General features: G+C 46.5%; 14 protein-coding genes and 1 pseudogene. 4 read left to right on the top strand and 11 right to left on the bottom strand.

What is annotated here, in order from left to right; translation table 11 throughout:
- Positions 1-178 precede the first annotated feature (178 nt).
- The 3 genes and pseudogenes from C1T21_RS18975 (at position 179) to ilvD (ending at position 3672) form a co-directional block, all read left to right on the top strand.
- On the top strand, positions 179-1213 hold the full coding sequence (locus C1T21_RS18975; RefSeq protein WP_103049328.1) for an acyltransferase family protein: 1035 nt from the start codon (positions 179-181) through the stop codon (positions 1211-1213).
- Positions 1214-1389: 176 nt separating this feature from the next.
- Positions 1390-1629, top strand: a pseudogene (locus C1T21_RS18970) (KGG domain-containing protein); the annotation flags it as partial.
- A 354-nt stretch (positions 1630-1983) separates the two neighbouring features.
- Positions 1984-3672 carry a dihydroxy-acid dehydratase gene (ilvD, locus tag C1T21_RS18965; RefSeq protein ID WP_023989895.1) on the top strand — a complete coding sequence of 563 codons (1689 nt, stop codon included), beginning with the start codon at positions 1984-1986 and terminating at the stop codon, positions 3670-3672.
- A 99-nt stretch (positions 3673-3771) separates the two neighbouring features.
- Here ilvD and C1T21_RS18960 read toward each other — a convergent pair whose 3' ends face one another.
- Positions 3772-5157: a polysaccharide deacetylase family protein gene (locus C1T21_RS18960; RefSeq protein WP_103049327.1), complete on the bottom strand. Its 1386-nt coding sequence runs from the start codon at positions 5155-5157 to the stop codon at positions 3772-3774.
- Positions 5158-5336: 179 nt separating this feature from the next.
- Between C1T21_RS18960 and C1T21_RS18955 the strand changes: the two genes are divergently transcribed.
- The gene (locus C1T21_RS18955) at positions 5337-6491 is read left to right on the top strand and encodes an AI-2E family transporter (RefSeq protein WP_103049326.1); all 1155 of its coding nucleotides are present in this window, start codon (positions 5337-5339) and stop codon (positions 6489-6491) included.
- On the opposite strand, the gene C1T21_RS18950 is transcribed toward C1T21_RS18955, so the two are convergent.
- The 10 genes from C1T21_RS18950 to alaS form a co-directional block, all read right to left on the bottom strand.
- The gene (locus C1T21_RS18950; RefSeq protein WP_258012543.1) at positions 6479-8254 is read right to left on the bottom strand and encodes a peptidoglycan D,D-transpeptidase FtsI family protein; all 1776 of its coding nucleotides are present in this window, start codon (positions 8252-8254) and stop codon (positions 6479-6481) included. The two genes, C1T21_RS18955 and C1T21_RS18950, sit on opposite strands and share 13 nt — an antisense overlap.
- A 126-nt stretch (positions 8255-8380) precedes the next feature.
- Positions 8381-10630 (bottom strand): methyl-accepting chemotaxis protein, encoded by a 2250-nt coding sequence (locus C1T21_RS18945; RefSeq protein WP_103049325.1) that lies wholly within the window; start codon positions 10628-10630, stop codon positions 8381-8383.
- Between the two features lie 224 nt (positions 10631-10854).
- The gene (locus C1T21_RS18940) at positions 10855-12186 is read right to left on the bottom strand and encodes a peptidase U32 family protein (RefSeq protein ID WP_013311519.1); all 1332 of its coding nucleotides are present in this window, start codon (positions 12184-12186) and stop codon (positions 10855-10857) included.
- Between the two features lie 37 nt (positions 12187-12223).
- Positions 12224-13153, bottom strand: coding sequence for a peptidase U32 family protein (locus C1T21_RS18935; protein WP_103049324.1), 930 nt, complete (start codon positions 13151-13153; stop codon positions 12224-12226).
- An 11-nt stretch (positions 13154-13164) separates the two neighbouring features.
- On the bottom strand, positions 13165-14193 hold the full coding sequence (gene mltG / locus C1T21_RS18930; protein WP_103049323.1) for an endolytic transglycosylase MltG: 1029 nt from the start codon (positions 14191-14193) through the stop codon (positions 13165-13167).
- 93 nt (positions 14194-14286) lie between these two features.
- Positions 14287-14592 carry a DUF1292 domain-containing protein gene (locus tag C1T21_RS18925; RefSeq protein WP_103049322.1) on the bottom strand — a complete coding sequence of 102 codons (306 nt, stop codon included), beginning with the start codon at positions 14590-14592 and terminating at the stop codon, positions 14287-14289.
- Positions 14589-14891 carry a DUF1292 domain-containing protein gene (locus C1T21_RS18920; protein ID WP_103049321.1) on the bottom strand — a complete coding sequence of 101 codons (303 nt, stop codon included), beginning with the start codon at positions 14889-14891 and terminating at the stop codon, positions 14589-14591. The genes C1T21_RS18925 and C1T21_RS18920 overlap by 4 nt, the downstream gene beginning before the upstream one ends.
- A 13-nt stretch (positions 14892-14904) precedes the next feature.
- Positions 14905-15321: a Holliday junction resolvase RuvX gene (gene ruvX / locus C1T21_RS18915; protein ID WP_014282932.1), complete on the bottom strand. Its 417-nt coding sequence runs from the start codon at positions 15319-15321 to the stop codon at positions 14905-14907.
- Between the two features lie 9 nt (positions 15322-15330).
- Positions 15331-15591, bottom strand: coding sequence for an IreB family regulatory phosphoprotein (locus C1T21_RS18910; protein ID WP_007431624.1), 261 nt, complete (start codon positions 15589-15591; stop codon positions 15331-15333).
- Positions 15592-15727: 136 nt separating this feature from the next.
- Positions 15728-18361, bottom strand: a complete 2634-nt coding sequence (gene alaS / locus C1T21_RS18905) for an alanine--tRNA ligase (protein ID WP_103049320.1) — start codon at positions 18359-18361, stop codon at positions 15728-15730.
- Positions 18362-18368 lie beyond the last annotated feature (7 nt).

Below are 18368 nucleotides of genomic sequence, written 5' to 3'. Positions count from 1 at the left end.
CCAGGTATTAGCCCATCTTTGTCCGGTGTTCAAGCATTCGCCACATAATTAGGACATGGTAGCGCTTACTGTTGTGAAAAAAATCACAATGATAAAGTCCAGAGTATCGTACCTTGTTCCTTGTAAAGAATTATTTTTTAAATAGTTTAGTCGGCAGAAGCCGTTCGGAGGGAAACACATGACGACAAGCCATGATGTACAAGGGGAAAGCTTCTTTCTCAATTTGCGATTTCTGTTGATCATATGCGTATTTGCAGGGAATGCTCTGGAGCCTCTAGTCGGTTCACTTCATATTGCCCAACAATGGTTCAGCTGGATATTCATGTTTCATATGCCGTTGTTTGTACTCGTTACAGGCTACTTTGCCCAAACATCTTTGACCGGATCCGCAGGCCGAAAAGTTCTGCTTCAGATCGGTATGCAATATCTTATTTTTCAATCGCTCTATTCGATCTTGGATGTTGCACTCTTCCACGTTCCTCATATCCATCATTCGTTCTTTGCTCCTTATCTGCTACTCTGGTTCCTTGCCAGCCATATCTGTTGGAGACTGCTAATGCTGTCTTTTCAGAAAATACCACCTGTCCTCCAATTGGGTATATCCGTGCTGCTGGGTGTCCTCGTCGGGTATCTCCCTGTGGATGGTATATGGCTGAGCGTATGCAGAACCTTTGTTTATTTGCCTTACTTTGTAGCAGGTTATCATTTGAATTATGCGGACGTTCGGCGGTTCTTCACAGCTCCAGTCCGCATAATCGCTGGCGTTGTATCTCTTCTGCTTTTGGTACTGGCGGGAACGTCGTATTTCGGCATCCCCGCAGGCTGGCTGTATGGCAACATGACTTACGGTGAATTGGGCCATACCGAATGGTACGCAGGAATTTACCGCATCGGCATTTATGGAGTTCAATGGATAGCATCCATGGCGTTCCTAAGCTTTGTTCCAGCTGTCACAGGACGTATAACCGAGATGGGCAGACGGACACTATATGTCTTTTTACTCCATGGCTTGATCGTCCGTACCGTTGTTGCGAAGGGGGTCTACGAATATATAGATACTCCAGTGGAAGTCATGTTGATTGTAGTGTGTGCTGCAGGTCTGTGCTGTATGTTGACCATGCCTTGGGTTCGAACTGCAACACGACCTCTGATTGAGCCACAGGTAGAGTGGATGCTAAAGCCAGCTCCTTATCCTTTTAGACGGTCCGCGTAATCTTTTTATCCCTTTTTTATTTAACATTGAACACGTGACAACCCACTCACAGACGAACATGTAAGCGAGTCTACCCTCTCTTTACTCCACTTAGAGCCTGTTTCATACAGGCGTGATGTGGTAAGTAAAGGATGCGCGCAACAAAAAACAACTTTTTTATTAAGGAGTGATTTGTAATGGCACGTAATCAAAATCAGGGGAAAATGAGTCGCGAAGAAGCAGGTCGTATGGGTGGAGAAGCTACTTCCAAGAAGCACAATAAGGAATTTTATCAGGAGATTGGTAAAAAAGGCGGGGAAGCAACCGCAAACTCTCATGATAAAGAATTTTATCAGGAAATCGGCAAAAAGGGCGGCGATGCTACAGCTGAGTCGCATGACAAAAATTTCTACAGAGACATCGGTCGTAAAGGCGGCAGAAATTAAGGTGTAGTGTCATATTCCGCCCTCCTTTAACATAAAAACAAGCCTGAGCCCATCCGCTTTATTGAGGAATGGGCTCTTTCATATTTTACCTGATACGCAAACCTATCAGTATACATATTTCTAAGAGAATCACATTCTAACCTCTTCTAAATGCAATATATAGACAAATAAAACTGCTCATATCTATATATTGTTGATCACAGAACACTTCTTGTACTTTTTCAAAATCTTCATATATGTAGAAAAAAGCTCACATCTATGATAGACTCTTTAGAAAACATCTGCGCTATTACGGCGTCCATTGAACGCCATACTATTTTTATACTTTGGGGGGAAACCAGCATCATGACAGCTAAGACGAAAATGCGTTCCGATATGATTAAAAAAGGCTTTGACCGCGCTCCTCACCGCAGCTTGCTGCGCGCAGCGGGTGTCAAGGAGGAAGATTTTGACAAACCGTTTATTGCGGTATGCAACTCGTATATTGATATCGTACCGGGCCACGTCCATTTGCAGGAATTTGGCAAAATTGTCAAGCAAGCCATTCGTGAAGCAGGCGGTGTACCTTTCGAGTTTAACACCATCGGTGTAGATGACGGCATTGCCATGGGACACATCGGTATGCGTTATTCTCTGCCAAGCCGCGAAATTATAGCTGACTCTCTGGAAACTGTCGTTTCTGCTCACTGGTTTGACGGTATGGTTTGTATTCCTAACTGTGATAAAATTACCCCTGGCATGATGATGGGCGCATTGCGCGTTAACATTCCAACTATTTTCGTCAGCGGCGGCCCTATGAAAGCTGGTAAAGACAAGAACGGACGCTCTATTTCCCTGACCTCCGTCTTCGAAGGCGTAGGTGCATATCAGGCTGGCAAAATCGATGATCAAAGCTTGCTTGAATTAGAACAATATGGCTGTCCGACATGTGGCTCCTGTTCAGGGATGTTCACAGCGAATTCCATGAACTGTCTCGCAGAAGCGATGGGTCTGGCTATGCCGGGTAACGGCACCATTCTTGCAGTAGCAGAAGAACGTAAAGAATTCGTTAAACAATCTGCACGCCAATTGATGGAATTGATTAAGCTGGATCTTAAACCACGTGATATCGTGACTAAAGAAGCTATTGATAATGCATTTGCATTGGATATGGCAATGGGCGGTTCCACGAATACCGTATTGCATACATTGGCACTTGCCCATGAAGCAGAAGTTGACTACCCTATCGAACGTATTAATGAAGTGGCAAACCGCGTGCCTCATTTGTCCAAATTGGCACCTGCTTCCGACTATCATATCGAGGATGTTCATAATGCAGGCGGCGTAAGCGCAGTGCTGAATGAATTGTTGAAGAAACCGGGCGCACTGCATGGTGACTGTATTACAGTAACCGGAAAAACCATTCGTGAAAACGTAGAGGGTCAGGAAATTCTGGACACTAACGTTATCCATAAACTGGACAACCCGTATTCCGAACGTGGCGGTCTGGCTGTATTATTCGGTAATCTGGCACCGCAAGGCTCCATCATTAAAGTCGGTGCAGTTGATCCTTCGGTTGGTGGTTATCACAAAGGTCCTGCTATCTGCTTTGATTCACAGGAAGATGCACTGGCAGGTATCGCCAACGGTAAAATTAATGAAGGACACGTTGTTGTTATCCGTTATGAAGGTCCAAAAGGCGGACCTGGTATGCCTGAAATGCTCGCTCCAACTTCACAAATCGTGGGCATGGGGCTTGGTGCCAAGGTGGGTCTGATTACAGACGGACGCTTCTCAGGTGCTTCCCGTGGTATCTCCATCGGTCATATTTCCCCCGAAGCCGCAGAAGGCGGACCTATCGCTTTTGTTGAGGATGGCGATATCATCGAGCTGGACTTGAACAATCGTAAGATTGAGCTCCACATTACGGACGAAGAATTCGAACGTCGTCGCGCCAACTGGAAAGGCTTTGAGCCGAAGGTGAAAACGGGTTACCTGGCACGTTACTCCAAGCTGGTGACGAACGCAAGTAACGGCGGGATTATGAAAATCTAAATGCTTTGCTAAGATAGGATTACTTTATGAACGGCTAAAAAGCCTTTCGATCCCTAACAATGGATCGAGAGGCTTTTTTATTAGGTCATTAGGGTTAGCCTATTCAGTCATTTCGCTGTTGAGTGTATGGACATCATCTCTCTTAGCTGTTTGCTCAAGAGCTTCGTCTAAGCGGTGTAAGTCTCCCTCATGAAAACGGTCAAACAAGGTATCCATTGGCATCACAATCAGTTTCGGTACCATTACATCTTTTTTTTCACCCAATTGCGCTGAACCCGAAGGATGGATAACACGAAATAACAGCTTTAGATATACAGTGGACACATGCTTAAACAGTCCTTTGGGAAGCTCCCGAACTTGAAATCCCAACTTCTCTGGTCCCCGATGAATCATACTTACTGCGTAGATCGCCTTTACACCCTTCATTTCAGAATCATGTACAATGCGTTGGGCCAGATCAGGAAGTTGTTTTTTTACAATCCGAATTAATTGAATGGCTAGATGTACCATCGACTTTGCCGTCGAACCTAATTGAAACAACTTTTTATTATCAAAATGAAGCTCGATTACCGGGTCCCCTTTTTCTAGCCACCTGCTGTTCTCCATATTTACATTTGGCCCATGATAGATACGGCGACGATAATAAAAGATCGTATCCTCCTTGCTTACGGGACGAAGACGAAATAAAATATGGAATAGCCGCTCATACTGGAGCCATCCAAATACCAGCGTTCTTTTTAACCAGCCCGTACTGGACATCTCGGAGGCAGTAGGTTGATTGACAGACTGACGGCAAAACAATGTATCCACCCGTACGCTGCGTAATTGTCGTTCTTGGGCGACCCTCAGCAGCTTCTCCAGTGCGATTAGCATATTCTGGGGCGCTTCCACGTCTGCCCCCAATGTCGTACCACAGTCATGGAGCAGCATCACCTCGCCACCCCTCAGCTTTTTGAGCATTCTCTCTGCTAATTGTTTCGCTCCAATGCTTGCCTTCCAGTCCCCGAACATGGAGGACCATAATACGATCCGACGACCATGGGTGTTGGAAATATCAAAAAAGTTCACTATCCCCCAAGGGGGGCGATAAAAGGTCGTTCCCTCGCCAGTTACTCGACGAATGACTGACTCTGTCTGAGCAATTTGTCTTCTGACGGTAACAGGCCTCATAAGCCAATTCGATTTGTGCACATAATTATGAATACCGATTAGATGTCCTTCATCATGCATGCGTTTCAGAAGTTCAGGGTGTTTTTCTGCATTCATCCCAACAACAAAAAAAGTAGCCTTGGCATCAAAACGCTTCAGTAAATCAAGCAGCTGTGATGTATACACTGGATCAGGGCCGTCATCAAAGGTGAGCGCATATTCTTGCTCACTTTTGCCGCGCCTGAACACCCGGAAACCAAATATACGACTAACCAGCGCCGGAATAAAAGCATAAAAAGTTGAAATGTAAAACATCCATAACAGCAAAGTCTGCACGTTTTATCCCCACTTTTCTATTCTGAACTCCCCAAGCAGGCTTCCTGAGGAAAACTCACTTACTTATATGTTATCACAATGACGCAAACATGCCGAGATTTCGCTATTGCATATGGTCAGCATTGAGGTTCAATTTAGTGTACAATAAATAAAAATCTAAAAGGAGTCGTTGTATACATATGCTTCCATTGTACAAAAAATATTGGCGTACCGTTTTTGATATCGGTCTGATCGTATTAACCGTGTATTTAATTATGTTCGTATCCAGCAAACTCTATCAACTTGCCGCACCTGTGTTCCTTTCGTTCGTCGTGTTCTGGTGCATTGAACCTGCTGCCCGTTATTTTCATCGTAAAGGAATGAAAAAGCCTTTTGCCTCCGCACTCTCCGTATTGCTGTTTATCATCCTTTTACTTGCTATTTTTTTCGGATTGGGCTTGATTCTGGTTACGCAATTTACAAAAGTCGCGCAAAACCTTCCACAATATACTCAGATTATCCAAGCGGAATTCACGCGATATCTTCATCTTTCTCAAGATAAAATCGCTGCTTTACCTCCAGGTGTTACCGAACGTGTGAATGATTATTTTGCGACTGCCACCACCATTGCTACGAAGTGGGCACAGCTAGGATTATCCTTTTTCATACAGTTCCTCAGTTCTTTCACTGTTTTTATGGGCAACTTTGCCATTGCAATCATTCTAGCGTTCTTTTTAAGTATGGAAATTAATCTTTGGAAGGGCATTGCTCGTAGTAAAACACCCAAGACATTAAAAACTGCTTACCTTTTTCTAAAAAATCACGTACTTAAAGCTATCTCTGCTTTTCTCAAGGCTCAAGCTCTACTGGTAGGGATTACCTTTGTTCTCGTATTTATAGGTTTACTCATTTTGCAAGTGGATAATGCCCTCTCATTGGCGCTCGTGGCAGCTTTGTTTGATATTCTGCCCTTGCTGGGTGTGCCTGTTATTTTTATTCCGTGGGCCGTGTATCTGTTCATCACAGGCAATACCGGCCTGGCTGTAGGCCTGCTTATTGTCATGGCTGTCACGGTGATCGTCCGCCAGCTGGCAGAGCCTAAAATCACTGGTAATTCCATCGGTGTTTCATCTGCCTATCTGATGCTTTCCTTTGCCATTATATCGTTGTCCATCTTTGGACTGGCTGGATTAATCCTGTCTCCCATTCTGATCATTTTGCTCAAGGAATTGTGGCAGCAAGGCTATCTGCAGCAATGGATTCGGTTTCCGACAGAGGAATTTGACGAGCCTCCGTTTATCGTTAAAATCCAGGAGGAAGATCGTGAAGTTACCCGTGGAACTCAGGAGGATTGAGCTAACAGATCCATTACTTGACCAAACAGTGCTGTAGCTTGATTTGCAGAATGTGTTGAAGCATTTTGCACAAGGACGGCGACCGCATAACGAGGCCGCTCTATCGGACCATACCCTATAAACCACTGGTGATTGATAGGGTGACCGTTCTTCAAAGCTTGGGCCGTACCCGATTTGCCGGCCAGATTCCATGATTTATTACGCAAGGAGGCACCAGTCCCCTGTGTCACAACCTTTTCCATTGCTTCACGAAGCTTGCGAGCCGTCGATGTGTGAATCGAGCGGCTATCCTCGGATGAAGGTGCAGCATGAGCAGGTAGTTCCAGCAAGGTGCTACCGTCTGCGTAGCTGATGCGTTTTACAATACGTGGTGCATGTACTTGACCACCATGCAGCAAGGTGACGATGAGATTAGCAGCTTGGAGAGGCGTCACTAGCACATCTCGCTGACCGATAGCTGTCTGTACACGTACGCCCGAATCAGACGCGTTCGTGTGGGAGCCGAATACGGCTCCCTTTTCTTCGTGATCCAGCGGTCTGAATTGAGGTAGCCCTGCAAGATTCCGCTCCTGCCAGCCCACTGTTCGGCTCAATCCCAGTGCAGAGGCTGTGGCCTGAATTTGCTCAGGATTAAGCCGTTCACCGAGATGAGCGAACACACTATTACAGGATACGGCAAGCCCTTCCTCCAGGTTCAGGGTACCGTGTCCTTCTTTTTTCCAGCAAGCCAGACCGTACTTGCCATAAGATCCATGACAATGGAATTGTTCCTGCGGTTGGACGACACCTGATTCAAGTGCAGCAGCAGCCGTAACCAACTTAAAAATGGAACCAGGCGTTATCGCCTTGAGTGCACGATTAGACCAGTCTGTTTTTTGCTGTGGATCAACATGACCGGGATTATAAAAAGGGCGAGACACCATCGCCAGTACATCCGCGTTCCCTGCATCGAGCACTACCACCGCCCCTTCTGCCAAATGACTAGATTCCGTCAGCTTTTCAATCTGTTCCTGTATAGGTAGATCAATTGTAGTCTGTACCTGTAAAGGATAGTGACCATTGGATGGAGCACTGACACGCAACGGTATATGAGTCAATGGACGACGCTGCGCATCTACAAATCGGGAGACGAACGTTTCACCGACTCCGCTCAGCAGCGGCTCCAGCGTTCTTTCCAGCCCGGCTGCCCCCATCGGCAGTTCACTCGCTCGGTCGGCACGTTCATACAGAAAGCCAAGCCATTGCCTGCCATTGGGCAAATCCCTGTAACGTTTCGTATAAGGTACAAGCTCAATAAGCGAAGGGGCTAGCTTCAGCAACTTGCCTGCTTCATGCAGATTGATTTGTACGGGCTCTCCGTGCCCATCTCGCCATATGAGCGGGGATTGCAGTCCTTTCCAGCGTGTCAGTAGTTGCTTCTTACTCGTACGCAGTAGCTCGGCCAGTTCTTCGCCATGTAAAGCCGCTTTGCCATCTACATCAGGAAAAAGCACTGGCGTCCATACGACTCCGCCAGTCAAGGGTTGCCCATGCCGGTCCGTAAACTGTCCACGTCCAGAGTCGATAGAAATGCCCTCCTGTCGCTGACGTGCTGACATTTCCTTAAGCGAATGCCCCCCATAAACGGACATATGAATGCCAGCTGTCCCCTGAATCCAAGCCAGTCGGAATAATAAAATCAGCAGTAGTGCCATCACCCCCAAGGCCATATATGCAATTCGACGTTTTCGAATGAAACTGCTACCACGGCTCGGCACACCCATCCTTCTTTCATCTTTTTTCCAGTAGTATGTCCTGTAGTTGAAAAAGAAAACCCACTCAACTTTTAACGTTGAATGGGTTAACCACGGAGATCAGTGACAATCCTGATCCCCATGGTTTTGTTATATCTACACCGTAAACCGCGAAAGCTGTTCCTTCAAATTCACCGATACTCCTTCCAGCTTATCCGACAAACCTACCAGTTGATTTCCAATATTGGCCTGCTCAGTGCTGAGCGAAGCGACTTCCTGCGAAGTAGCCGAGGATTGCTCAGCCACCGCACTTACATTGGTCATTGCTTCGGACAAAGTGGTCTGCGATTCACTCAGATGATGAATGGAGGCGGTAACCGTTTCCAATCGTAGCGCGAACTCTCCCATTTGCTGCTGCACCGATTGGAAAATGTCCGTTGTTTCCTGCACGGCTCCCATCTGTTCCCGGAACAACGGGTACACCTCAGATAATGCCTGTACCGTTTCATTCATTTCATTGACGATGTTGTTAGTAATGCCTGTAGCCGTACGAATAGCTTGACGTGATTGTTCAGCCAACTGCCGAACCTCATTAGCTACCACCATAAAACCACGCCCCGCTGTCCCCGCTCTGGCCGCTTCAATCGTCGCATTCAGTGATAGAATATTCGTTTGTTTCGCAATATCCTGTAGTACGTCCAGCACCTTAAATACATCCGAAGTTGTCTGCTTCAGTTCATCGACTTTGCCCACCAGAGCATGCGTAGTTTCTTCCGTAACCCGAGTCTTTCCCAATAGATTTTTGAGCTGAATGGTCCCTTTTTCACTGGATTGTTCAACTTCTTGTGCGACCAGACTCATTTCATGATTGGAAGCCATAACCGTATCCATTTGCTGAGATATATTCCCGGTTAACCCGCTGCCACGTTCTGCCTCTGTTGCCAAACTGGAGGCGCCATGAGCAATCTCTTCCGTTGCCGCTGCAATTTCTTTGGCTGAAACGGCTGTCTTCTTCGAGGCATCACCTAGTTCTGTCGCTGTATTCAGAACCTCCTGAGCTGAGGCATTCGTCTGTTGTACCAGCAATGTAATTTGCTCCATCATCATATCAAAGCTTTCTGACAACTGCCCAATTTCATCCTGAGCCTTATAGTTCGTTCGAATTTGCAAGTTGCCTTTGGCGCCTTCGACCATTAAATCCTTCAGATGTGTCAATGGACGAGCCACGAGACGCACGATCCACAGGCCAATGAACAATGCAATGAGTGCAGCCACTGCAGCAAATATCCAGGTTGTGGTTAGAATCCCCTTAGCATCTCTCACCAGCTCAGATACAGGTACTACACCCACGAGAATCCACTTGGAAGTTCCCAGTGTATTATGAACCGTAAGCACATTTTGCTCTTTGCCGTCTGCTTCCTGCTCCATAATTTGATTTCCTTCGATCCCTTCAAGCTTGGAAACGTAATCCAGCTTTGTCTGTCCTCCTGCCAAGTTCTCCTTGTTAGAGCCTACAAACTCACCCTTGTCTGTCACAAGGCTAATCATACTGCCTGAGCCCAAATTAACACCTTTCAACTCGTCCTCCACCGCACTGGCCTTTAAATCCATAACCAGAACGTAAGTCCCTCCCAACCCGGACATACTGTTCATAGAGCGTGCCAAACGAAATGTCTTGCTGCCATTGTCACTCACCTGCGTAGGTAGCCAAACAATTCCCTTGTTTTTCAAAATATCCTTAAACCACGCTTCCTGCCGTACATCCTTTTGTGTTCCGGTGCCCATAGCAGCTAAATTGGTTTCTTCCGGGTACAAATATAATGAATCAATCGCTTTATTCGTAAAAGCAAGGTTCGTTAGCTTCTTATTCACTTCGCCCATAGCAACAAAAGAATCAAAGGAGTTTTTCTCCTTCTTTACAGCCTTTTGCAACTGATCACTTAATTCAGTATCGAAAAATACTTGTGTCGATGTGTCTTGAAAGCGCTCTAGAATAATATCAAGCTTTTCTGAAGTTTGCTGAACGGTCTGCTGATAAGCCGTAGCTGCATTTTGCTCAATCGTACTTTTAGCCTTGTAGTATGAGAGCATCCCCAAGCTGACCACAAATAACATAATTGCCGCAAAAAAGATCAGAAACAACTTCATTCCAACCGAACGTATCGGATTATAGTTTTTGACCAAATGCATGAAATCTTTACTGTACCTTTCCGGCTTAAGTAAACGCTTTAAATTGTGTGTACCTTTACGAGTCACCTTAGCTACCCAGGGGGCAACCTTTGAAGACACCGCAATCATTTGTTCCCCTTTTTCCGTGGTCACTTTACTGTCTTTCAAACCTTGCATTTGATCCGTTTTCTTGGGTTGCCTTTTTGCTGTATTCCCCTCTTTTTTCCGTAAACCCATTCCTCTCACCTACCACCATATAATTAGTTTCTAATTCCACGTCATCCATTATGTATCTATTATCTATATAACTTCTATCGGAACTATTCGACAAGGAATGTAGCTTTCCTTTGAGTACCAACTAAATTTCGTGAAACTTTTTTCCTAGAAAACTATTCAAAAAAAAGCCTCTCCAACCGATAGGAGAGGCTTTTGAATCTTTTCACCTGTGACTTAAGGCTTATTTACTTCTTTTTACGCATCATATCAAAATACGATACGGGTTGATCTACCTTCATTCTAATTCGTTGAAGCGGGTGACGAGCAGCATCCAATTCGTTGCCCTCCTCATCCCAGATCGTTCCGACCGTTTGTTTAAAGAATGTTCCGTTCGGACCGAAAAATTCAATTTCATGACCGGGTTTAAAATGGTTCCGTTGTTGAATGGTTGCGATGCCACTCGCGGCATCGTAGTCCATGACCAGTCCAGCAAAATCATAAGGGACAGCTTTTTCTTCCGGCTCATAAATATGATCCTCATGATCCGGTGTATCGTAGAAAAATCCTGTATTCAGCGGACGATTGGCTGCCTTGTTAATTTCTTCAATCCATTCAGGTTTGAGCACATAATTCTCAGGATCAGCCATATAGGAATCAATCGCTTGACGATAGACATTCACGACCGTAGCCACATAGTGGATGGACTTCATTCGTCCCTCCACTTTAAAGCTGTCTACACCTACATCAATCAGATCAGGGACATTTTCAATCATACACAGATCCTTGGAACCCATAGAAAAGGCATTATCGCTCTCTTCGAACAGTGGAAGCTGGTTAACACCGAGCTGGAACTGTTTCAGTGCATTGCTCTCCTGTGCCTCTTCCTCAGATATCCAAACCTCACCTGGGCGGGCATCCTCAAACAAATCGTATTTCCAGCGGCAAGACTGACAACATCCCCCACGATTGGAATCACGGTCTGTAAAGTGATTGGACAACACGCAGCGGCCGGAAAATGAAGAGCACATCGCACCATGGACGAATGCTTCGATTTCGATGTCCACATGCTTTTTAATTTCTTCGATTTCCTCCAGACTGGTCTCACGCCCCAGTACAACACGCGGTAGTCCTTCGTTTTTCCAAAACTTTACCGCTTGCCAGTTCAGCGTGGACTGCTGTGTACTCAAATGCACTTCCAATCCAGGAACAGCACGCAATGCCACGGATACAATAGCCGGATCAGCGACAATAACGGCATGAATTCCTGCCTCGTATAGATTGCGCAAGTATTCCTCGATTCCGGCAATATCTTCATTGTGGGCATAGATATTGGTGGCCACAAGCACCTTAGCACCGTACTTGTTGGCAAATTCTACACCTTCGCGCATTTCTTCAAAACTGAAATTATCGGCGTTAGAACGCAGACCATATTTTTGTCCACCAATATATACAGCATCCGCGCCATAGTGAACGGCAAACTTCAGCTTCTCCAGATTTCCGGCAGGAGCCAACAGCTCCGGCTTATCCAGACGATTCCGTTTACCTATATATTTTCTCGTTTTAGTTATCGTCCCCATGACGTTCCCCCCTCTGTGAATTCAATTCATTTTAAAATTAATAAACCTGCTCTTTATAGAAAAATCCGAAGGAGAGTTCCCGTTCTGGATCTTGAAGACGGCGAACTTCATCCAGCCAGCTTTCATCATAAGCATAAGCATCCGGGTCAGCTGTATAACTATCTATTGCTTTACGATAAGCACGAACAACCGCCTCGTTGTAAGCCGTAGGTTTCAATAAGCCCTCGATCTTAAAGCTATGCACGCCCGCCTCCATTAGAATATGCAGGTCCTCCATGATGCAAAAATCATCTGAACTCATAATATGTGTCCCATTCATATCCTCGTAGATGGGGAACTTCTCTTCCTTCCGCTCTGCTTCAATCAGAAACAAGCCGCGCCCTCTGCCCAAATCGCCTTCTACATTACGTCCCTGGTGCAGCATATAACTTTGAACAAGCTTACGCTTGGAGTGATAAATATTGGTCATACCATGTACCTGAACCTGTGCTTCTATGTTCAACTTTGGTATCATTTCGGTAATTTCATCCATACTGAGCTCACGAGCCAAAATGACCCGGGAAGCCCCTTTTTCACCCCAATAGTTGGCGGTTGCGAAGTTGGTGGAGATCATCTCACCGTTCCAGAACAGCTTAAGATGCGGAGCATACTCCTTCACGGCCATGAGCACTGCGGGATCATTAAACTCAATGGCATCAATGCCGCATCCAGCTAGGGCCTGCACATATTCGGGAAGGAGCGGCAATAGCTCGTTCGTCATCAAATTCGTCATGGATACATATACCTGTGCCGTATGCTTGCGTGCCTCTTCCACCACTTCACGGATTTGGTCAGGGGTAAAATGTCCCGGCAGCCGCATTCCAAAGCGGTCATCTCCAATAAGTAATGCAGTAGCTCCAGCCTCCAGCATATGGCGGGCATCCTCCGGAGAGCTGGCAGTTGCCAGTAGTTCGGGTTTGTAAGCCATAGGCTCACCTCCTAATTTGTCTTACGGTTACTTACCTGAATGTTATGCAAATGTTCTTTATACGTTTTGGCAAACAAATGTTCATGTGTGCCATCTTTTTTGGTCACATAAAATAAATAATCTGTAGCTTTTGGCTGTAAAGCCGCTATTACTGAGTTTAGACTGGGACTTGCAATCGGCCCTGGCGGAAGTCCCAGATGCAAATACGTATTATAAGGGCTTTCCACAGCCAAATCCTTGTAATACAGCCGTTCTTTTTGCTTGTCCAGCATATATTGAACCGTAGCATCAATTTCCAGCTTCTTACCCTGTTTGAGCCGGTTATAAATGACGCCAGCTACTACAGACCGCTCATCTTCCACAACCACTTCGCGCTCTACGAGAGAAGCAACTGTCAGCAGTTGATGCAGCGTTTCACCCCGCTGTTTCAGCTTCGCATCCAAATCGGAAACAGTTTCCAACCGCTTTTGTGTCTGTTCTAGCATCACCTGTATAATATCTTTGGCCGTACTACCCTTTTTCAGCTCATAGGTTTCCGGGAAAAGATAGCCCTCCAGCGCATAGCGAAGCCCCGCCTGCTTTGGAATGTCCCGCACTAGCGCGACGTCAAAAGCGGACGGATCGTTGGCCAGCTGCAAAAATTGCTGCCGATCTGCCAATCCTTCCTTTTGCAGCTTATCAGCCATCTGTCTAATCGTAAAACCTTCCGGGATTGTAAAACGAATCATTTCCTCTTTGACAACATCTCCGGCCGATAACTTAGTAATCAACTGATCAAAGGTTGCGCCAGGCTGCGCCTCATATTTTCCGGCCTGAAATGCGCTTCCTTGCTGTTTGAATTTCACATAAGCCTTAAACACGAGCGCATTACGTATAAGTCCCTTTTGCTCCAGCGTATCTGCAATAGCCGATGTTCCTGTTCCCTGCACTACCGTAAAAGCAACGGGTTGTGTTTGGGGCTGAACAGGCTGCATGGCATTCCAAATATAGAGGGTTGCCCCTCCTGCTATAATGATAAGCAGTAGAAACAACGTAAACATCCTCGTCCTTCGCTTCACATCCAACAACTCCTTCACAGCCAAAAAGGGCGGACTGGTCCGCCCTTTCAGGTTTGATCTCATCGCTATCCAGACTTACAGTTCTTCCGGCAACGTACATTCGTCGTACAGCTCGGAAATATCTTCCCACTCATCATCATCTTCAATGGTAGTGATGGAGATTTCGCCGTCTGTGGATGAGCTTACATGGTATAGTTCATATTCGCCAACAGCAGCCCCAGGTCTACGCAATACGGCGTACCGTTGCTCACCTACCTTGAACTCTGCTTCCAATTCCATGCGAATCGCATGGCCCTGTTCATCCTGCAGCTCTACATCGCCGTCGAACGTTTCCTTCAAATCAGAGGTCCAACTCAGGTCTTCACGTGAATAGCTCGTCATTTCCTGTCTTCCTCTTCCTCTTCTTCTACAAATGTATTAAAGGTCTCTTCGACGATTTCCCATTCGGCATCGTCTTGGATCACAAACAATTTAATATCATCGCCTTCTTCCTCGTAACGGAAGGCGTACACATCGGACTCATCAGCTTCAGGGTCCACTGGCGCAACCATCATGTACTTCGCTTCGGAACCATCTACCTCAAACTTCATAATGACCTCGAACTCTTCCTCGTTGCCCTCGTCATCGGCAATATAAATAATTTCCGGCTCTTCTTCCATACCCACTTGATTTTCAGCCATTACGAAATCCCCCTCACCTTGTACTGTGTGCGTCCAAATAGTTTTGCAAGATCAGGCTTGCGGCCAGTTTATCTACCACCTGCTTGCGTTTTTTTCGGCTGACGTCGGCCTCCAGAAGCGTACGCTCCGCCGAACGCGTCGTCAGCCGTTCATCCCAAAGGTGAACGGGTAAACCCAGTAACTCCTTGAGTCGGTTCGCAAACTCGATGCAAATCTCACCGCGTGGACCCACGGTTCCGTTCATGTTTTTCGGCAAGCCTACAACAACCTCACCGACCTCATTGTCACGAACCAAATTTGCAATTTTACCGAACTCGCTGTCGTCACCGCGTCGTTCTATGACTTCCAATCCTTGGGCGGTCCAGCCGAAGGCATCACTTACGGCGACCCCAATTCGGCGATCCCCGTAATCCAATCCCATTACTTTCATGCCTGTCTCCTAACGGTGCTTGGCGAGATAGAAACGAACCAACTCTTCAATCAACTCATCGCGCTCTTTTTTACGTACCAGGCTTCTGGCATTATTATGCCGTGGCACATAAGCCGGATCACCGGATAGCAAATAGCCGACGATTTGATTGATCGGATTGTATTCTTTTTCCACCAGCGCATCATATACGGTCAACAAAATCTCCTGAGCAGAAGCTTCCTTCTCATCTGCCTTGACATTAAATTTGACCGTTTTGTCCATGGAATCCATTGTTGACACCTCGCTTCCACAAAACATGTGTACATGTTTATGCCAGCTTATTCTTTTACATCATACCATAAGCAAAGCCCTACAAGGAAATATCTAAGCCCGTTTTTTCCCAAAAATCCGCAAAAATTATCGAACTTTATCCTTGTGAGGCTGCCGACACCAGTTCATACGCACGTTGAAGTGCTTCATCCAGCTTGCTGGCATCCTTACCACCGGCTTGCGCCATGTCAGGTCGTCCGCCACCACCGCCACCGCATACGGCAGCAATTTCTTTCACGAGCTTGCCTGCATGAAGTCCAGCTTTGGTATGCTCTGCCGGAACTGCTACGACAAAATTAACTTTGTCGTCCATTGCAGCGCCGAGCACCAATACAGCAGCCGGAAGCTTCCCTTTCAGTTCATCAGCAATCGCACGCAACGCGTCCATGCTGGAAGCCTGCACGCGTGCAGCCAACAGCTGCACCCCACCTGCTTGCACGACCTGATCGGTCAGCTGGCCCGCCTCAATAACACTCAGCTTGCTTTGCAGCGATTCATTTTCACGACTGAGGTCTTTAATGTGTTGCTGCAAAGATTCGATACGCTTTGGTACCTCAGACAGCTTGGATTTTACAAGCCCAGCCGACACCTTCAACAGCTCTAATTGACCTTCCATATATTCAAAGCCAAAACGTCCGGTCACCGCTTCAATACGACGTACACCTGATCCAATGCCGCTCTCGCTGACAAGCTTGAACAAGCCAATTTGCGAAGTATTGCTGACATGACAGCCACCGCATAGTTCAATGCTGTAATCGCCTACCTTAACGACCCGTACAATATCTCCATACTTTTCACCGAACAGTGCCATTGCTCCGAGAGCCTTGGCTTCATCAATCGGTTTCAGTTCAATATTAACGTCCAGTTGGCTCCAGATGGCACGGTTTACACGCAGTTCGATATCCGCCAGCTCTTCTGGTGTAATGCTTCCAAAATGGGAGAAGTCAAAACGCAGACGCCCAGGCTCTACCAAAGAACCCGCCTGATTGACATGGTCACCCAGCACTTCTTTAAGCGCTTTGTGAAGCAAATGTGTAGCCGTATGGTTTTTCTCAATTTCTCCACGTGAAGCTTGATCTACTTCTGCTTTCACCGTATCGCCAACGTTCAGCTCACCGGCTTCTACAACAACCTGATGCACATGCTGACCTTGTGGCGCCTTAAACAGTCCTTCGACCTTCGCGGTTACCGTACCTCCACGCAGCAAGCCTTGGTCACTGACTTGTCCTCCGCTTTCGGCATAGAAAGGAGTCACATCCAGCACGACCTGACAAGACTGCCCTTCACTAACACTGTCCACCAGTACATCTTCATATACAATCGCCACAATTTTAGACTCAGTTACGAGGTCATTATATCCAACAAATTCACTTTTAACCGCCAGATCGGACAAAGCTCCGCCCTGAATCTTCATGCTGGCGCTGTCCTGATGAGCATCACGGGCACGTTTGCGTTGCTCCTGCATCGCTTCATCAAAGCCTTCACGATCTACTTTTAAGCCCTGCTCGTCCGCATAATCCTCTGTGAGATCGAACGGGAACCCGTACGTATCATACAGTTTGAAAGCATCTGCTCCGCTAATGACATTGCGACCTTCGGCCTTCGCCTGAGCACTGATATCGGACAAAATGGCCAATCCATCTGTCAGTGTTTCATGGAAGCGTTCCTCTTCCGTTTTGATCACTTTGATGATGAAATCACGCTTGTCCACTACCTCAGGGTAATACACACCCATGACATCCCCAACGGTTTCCACCAGCTCAAACATAAATGGACGGTTCATGCCCAGCATTTTTCCATAGCGCACAGCCCGGCGCAGCAAACGGCGAATCACGTAACCCCGTCCTTCATTAGAAGGCAGCACACCGTCACCAATTGCAAAAGCTACGGTACGGACATGGTCAGCAATAACCTTAAGAGCCACGTCACTGTCCACATTTTCATTATATTTTACTCCTGCCATCGCCGCTGTTTTTTGGATTAGTGGCTGGAAGATATCCGTATCAAAGTTGGAATCCACATTTTGCAAAATGGATGCAAAACGCTCCAATCCAGCCCCTGTATCAATATTTTTGTTTGGAAGCGGCGTATAGCTGCCGTCTTTGTTATGGTTGAATTGTGAGAATACGAGGTTCCACACTTCCAGATAACGCTCATTTTCTCCCCCCGGATACATTTCAGGGTCCGTCATGTCACTGCCGTAGGCTTCGCCACGATCATAAAAGATTTCCGTACAAGGTCCACAAGGGCCTTCACCGATATCCCAGAAGTTATCTTCCAATTTGATGATACGTTCGGCAGGAAGTCCAACTTTTTCGTTCCACAGCTTGTACGCTTCCTCATCCTCAGGATACACAGTTACAGCCAGACGTTCCGGATCAAAACCAATCCATTTTGGATCCGTCAGAAACTCCCATGCCCATGTAATGACTTCTTCCTTAAAATAGTCACCAATGGAAAAGTTGCCGAGCATTTCGAAAAAGGTGTGATGGCGGCGCGTTTTACCGACATTCTCAATGTCGTTCGTCCGGATACATTTTTGCGAATTAGCAATACGTGGATTCTCCGGCTTCACACGTCCGTCAAAATAAGGCTTAAGCGGCGCCATACCCGCATTAATCCACAGCAGGGAAGGATCTTTATGTGGAACAAGCGGCGCGCTTGGTTCAATCACATGTCCCTTGCTTTCAAAAAACTCCAGCCATTTGGAGCGGATTTCACTAGCTTTCATATAAGTA

The organism is Paenibacillus sp. F4 (genome assembly GCF_002894905.1).
Taxonomy (GTDB): domain Bacteria; phylum Bacillota; class Bacilli; order Paenibacillales; family Paenibacillaceae; genus Paenibacillus; species Paenibacillus polymyxa_B.
Note: the sequence above shows the minus strand (reverse complement) of the source record. Positions and strands in the feature narration are given on the sequence as shown.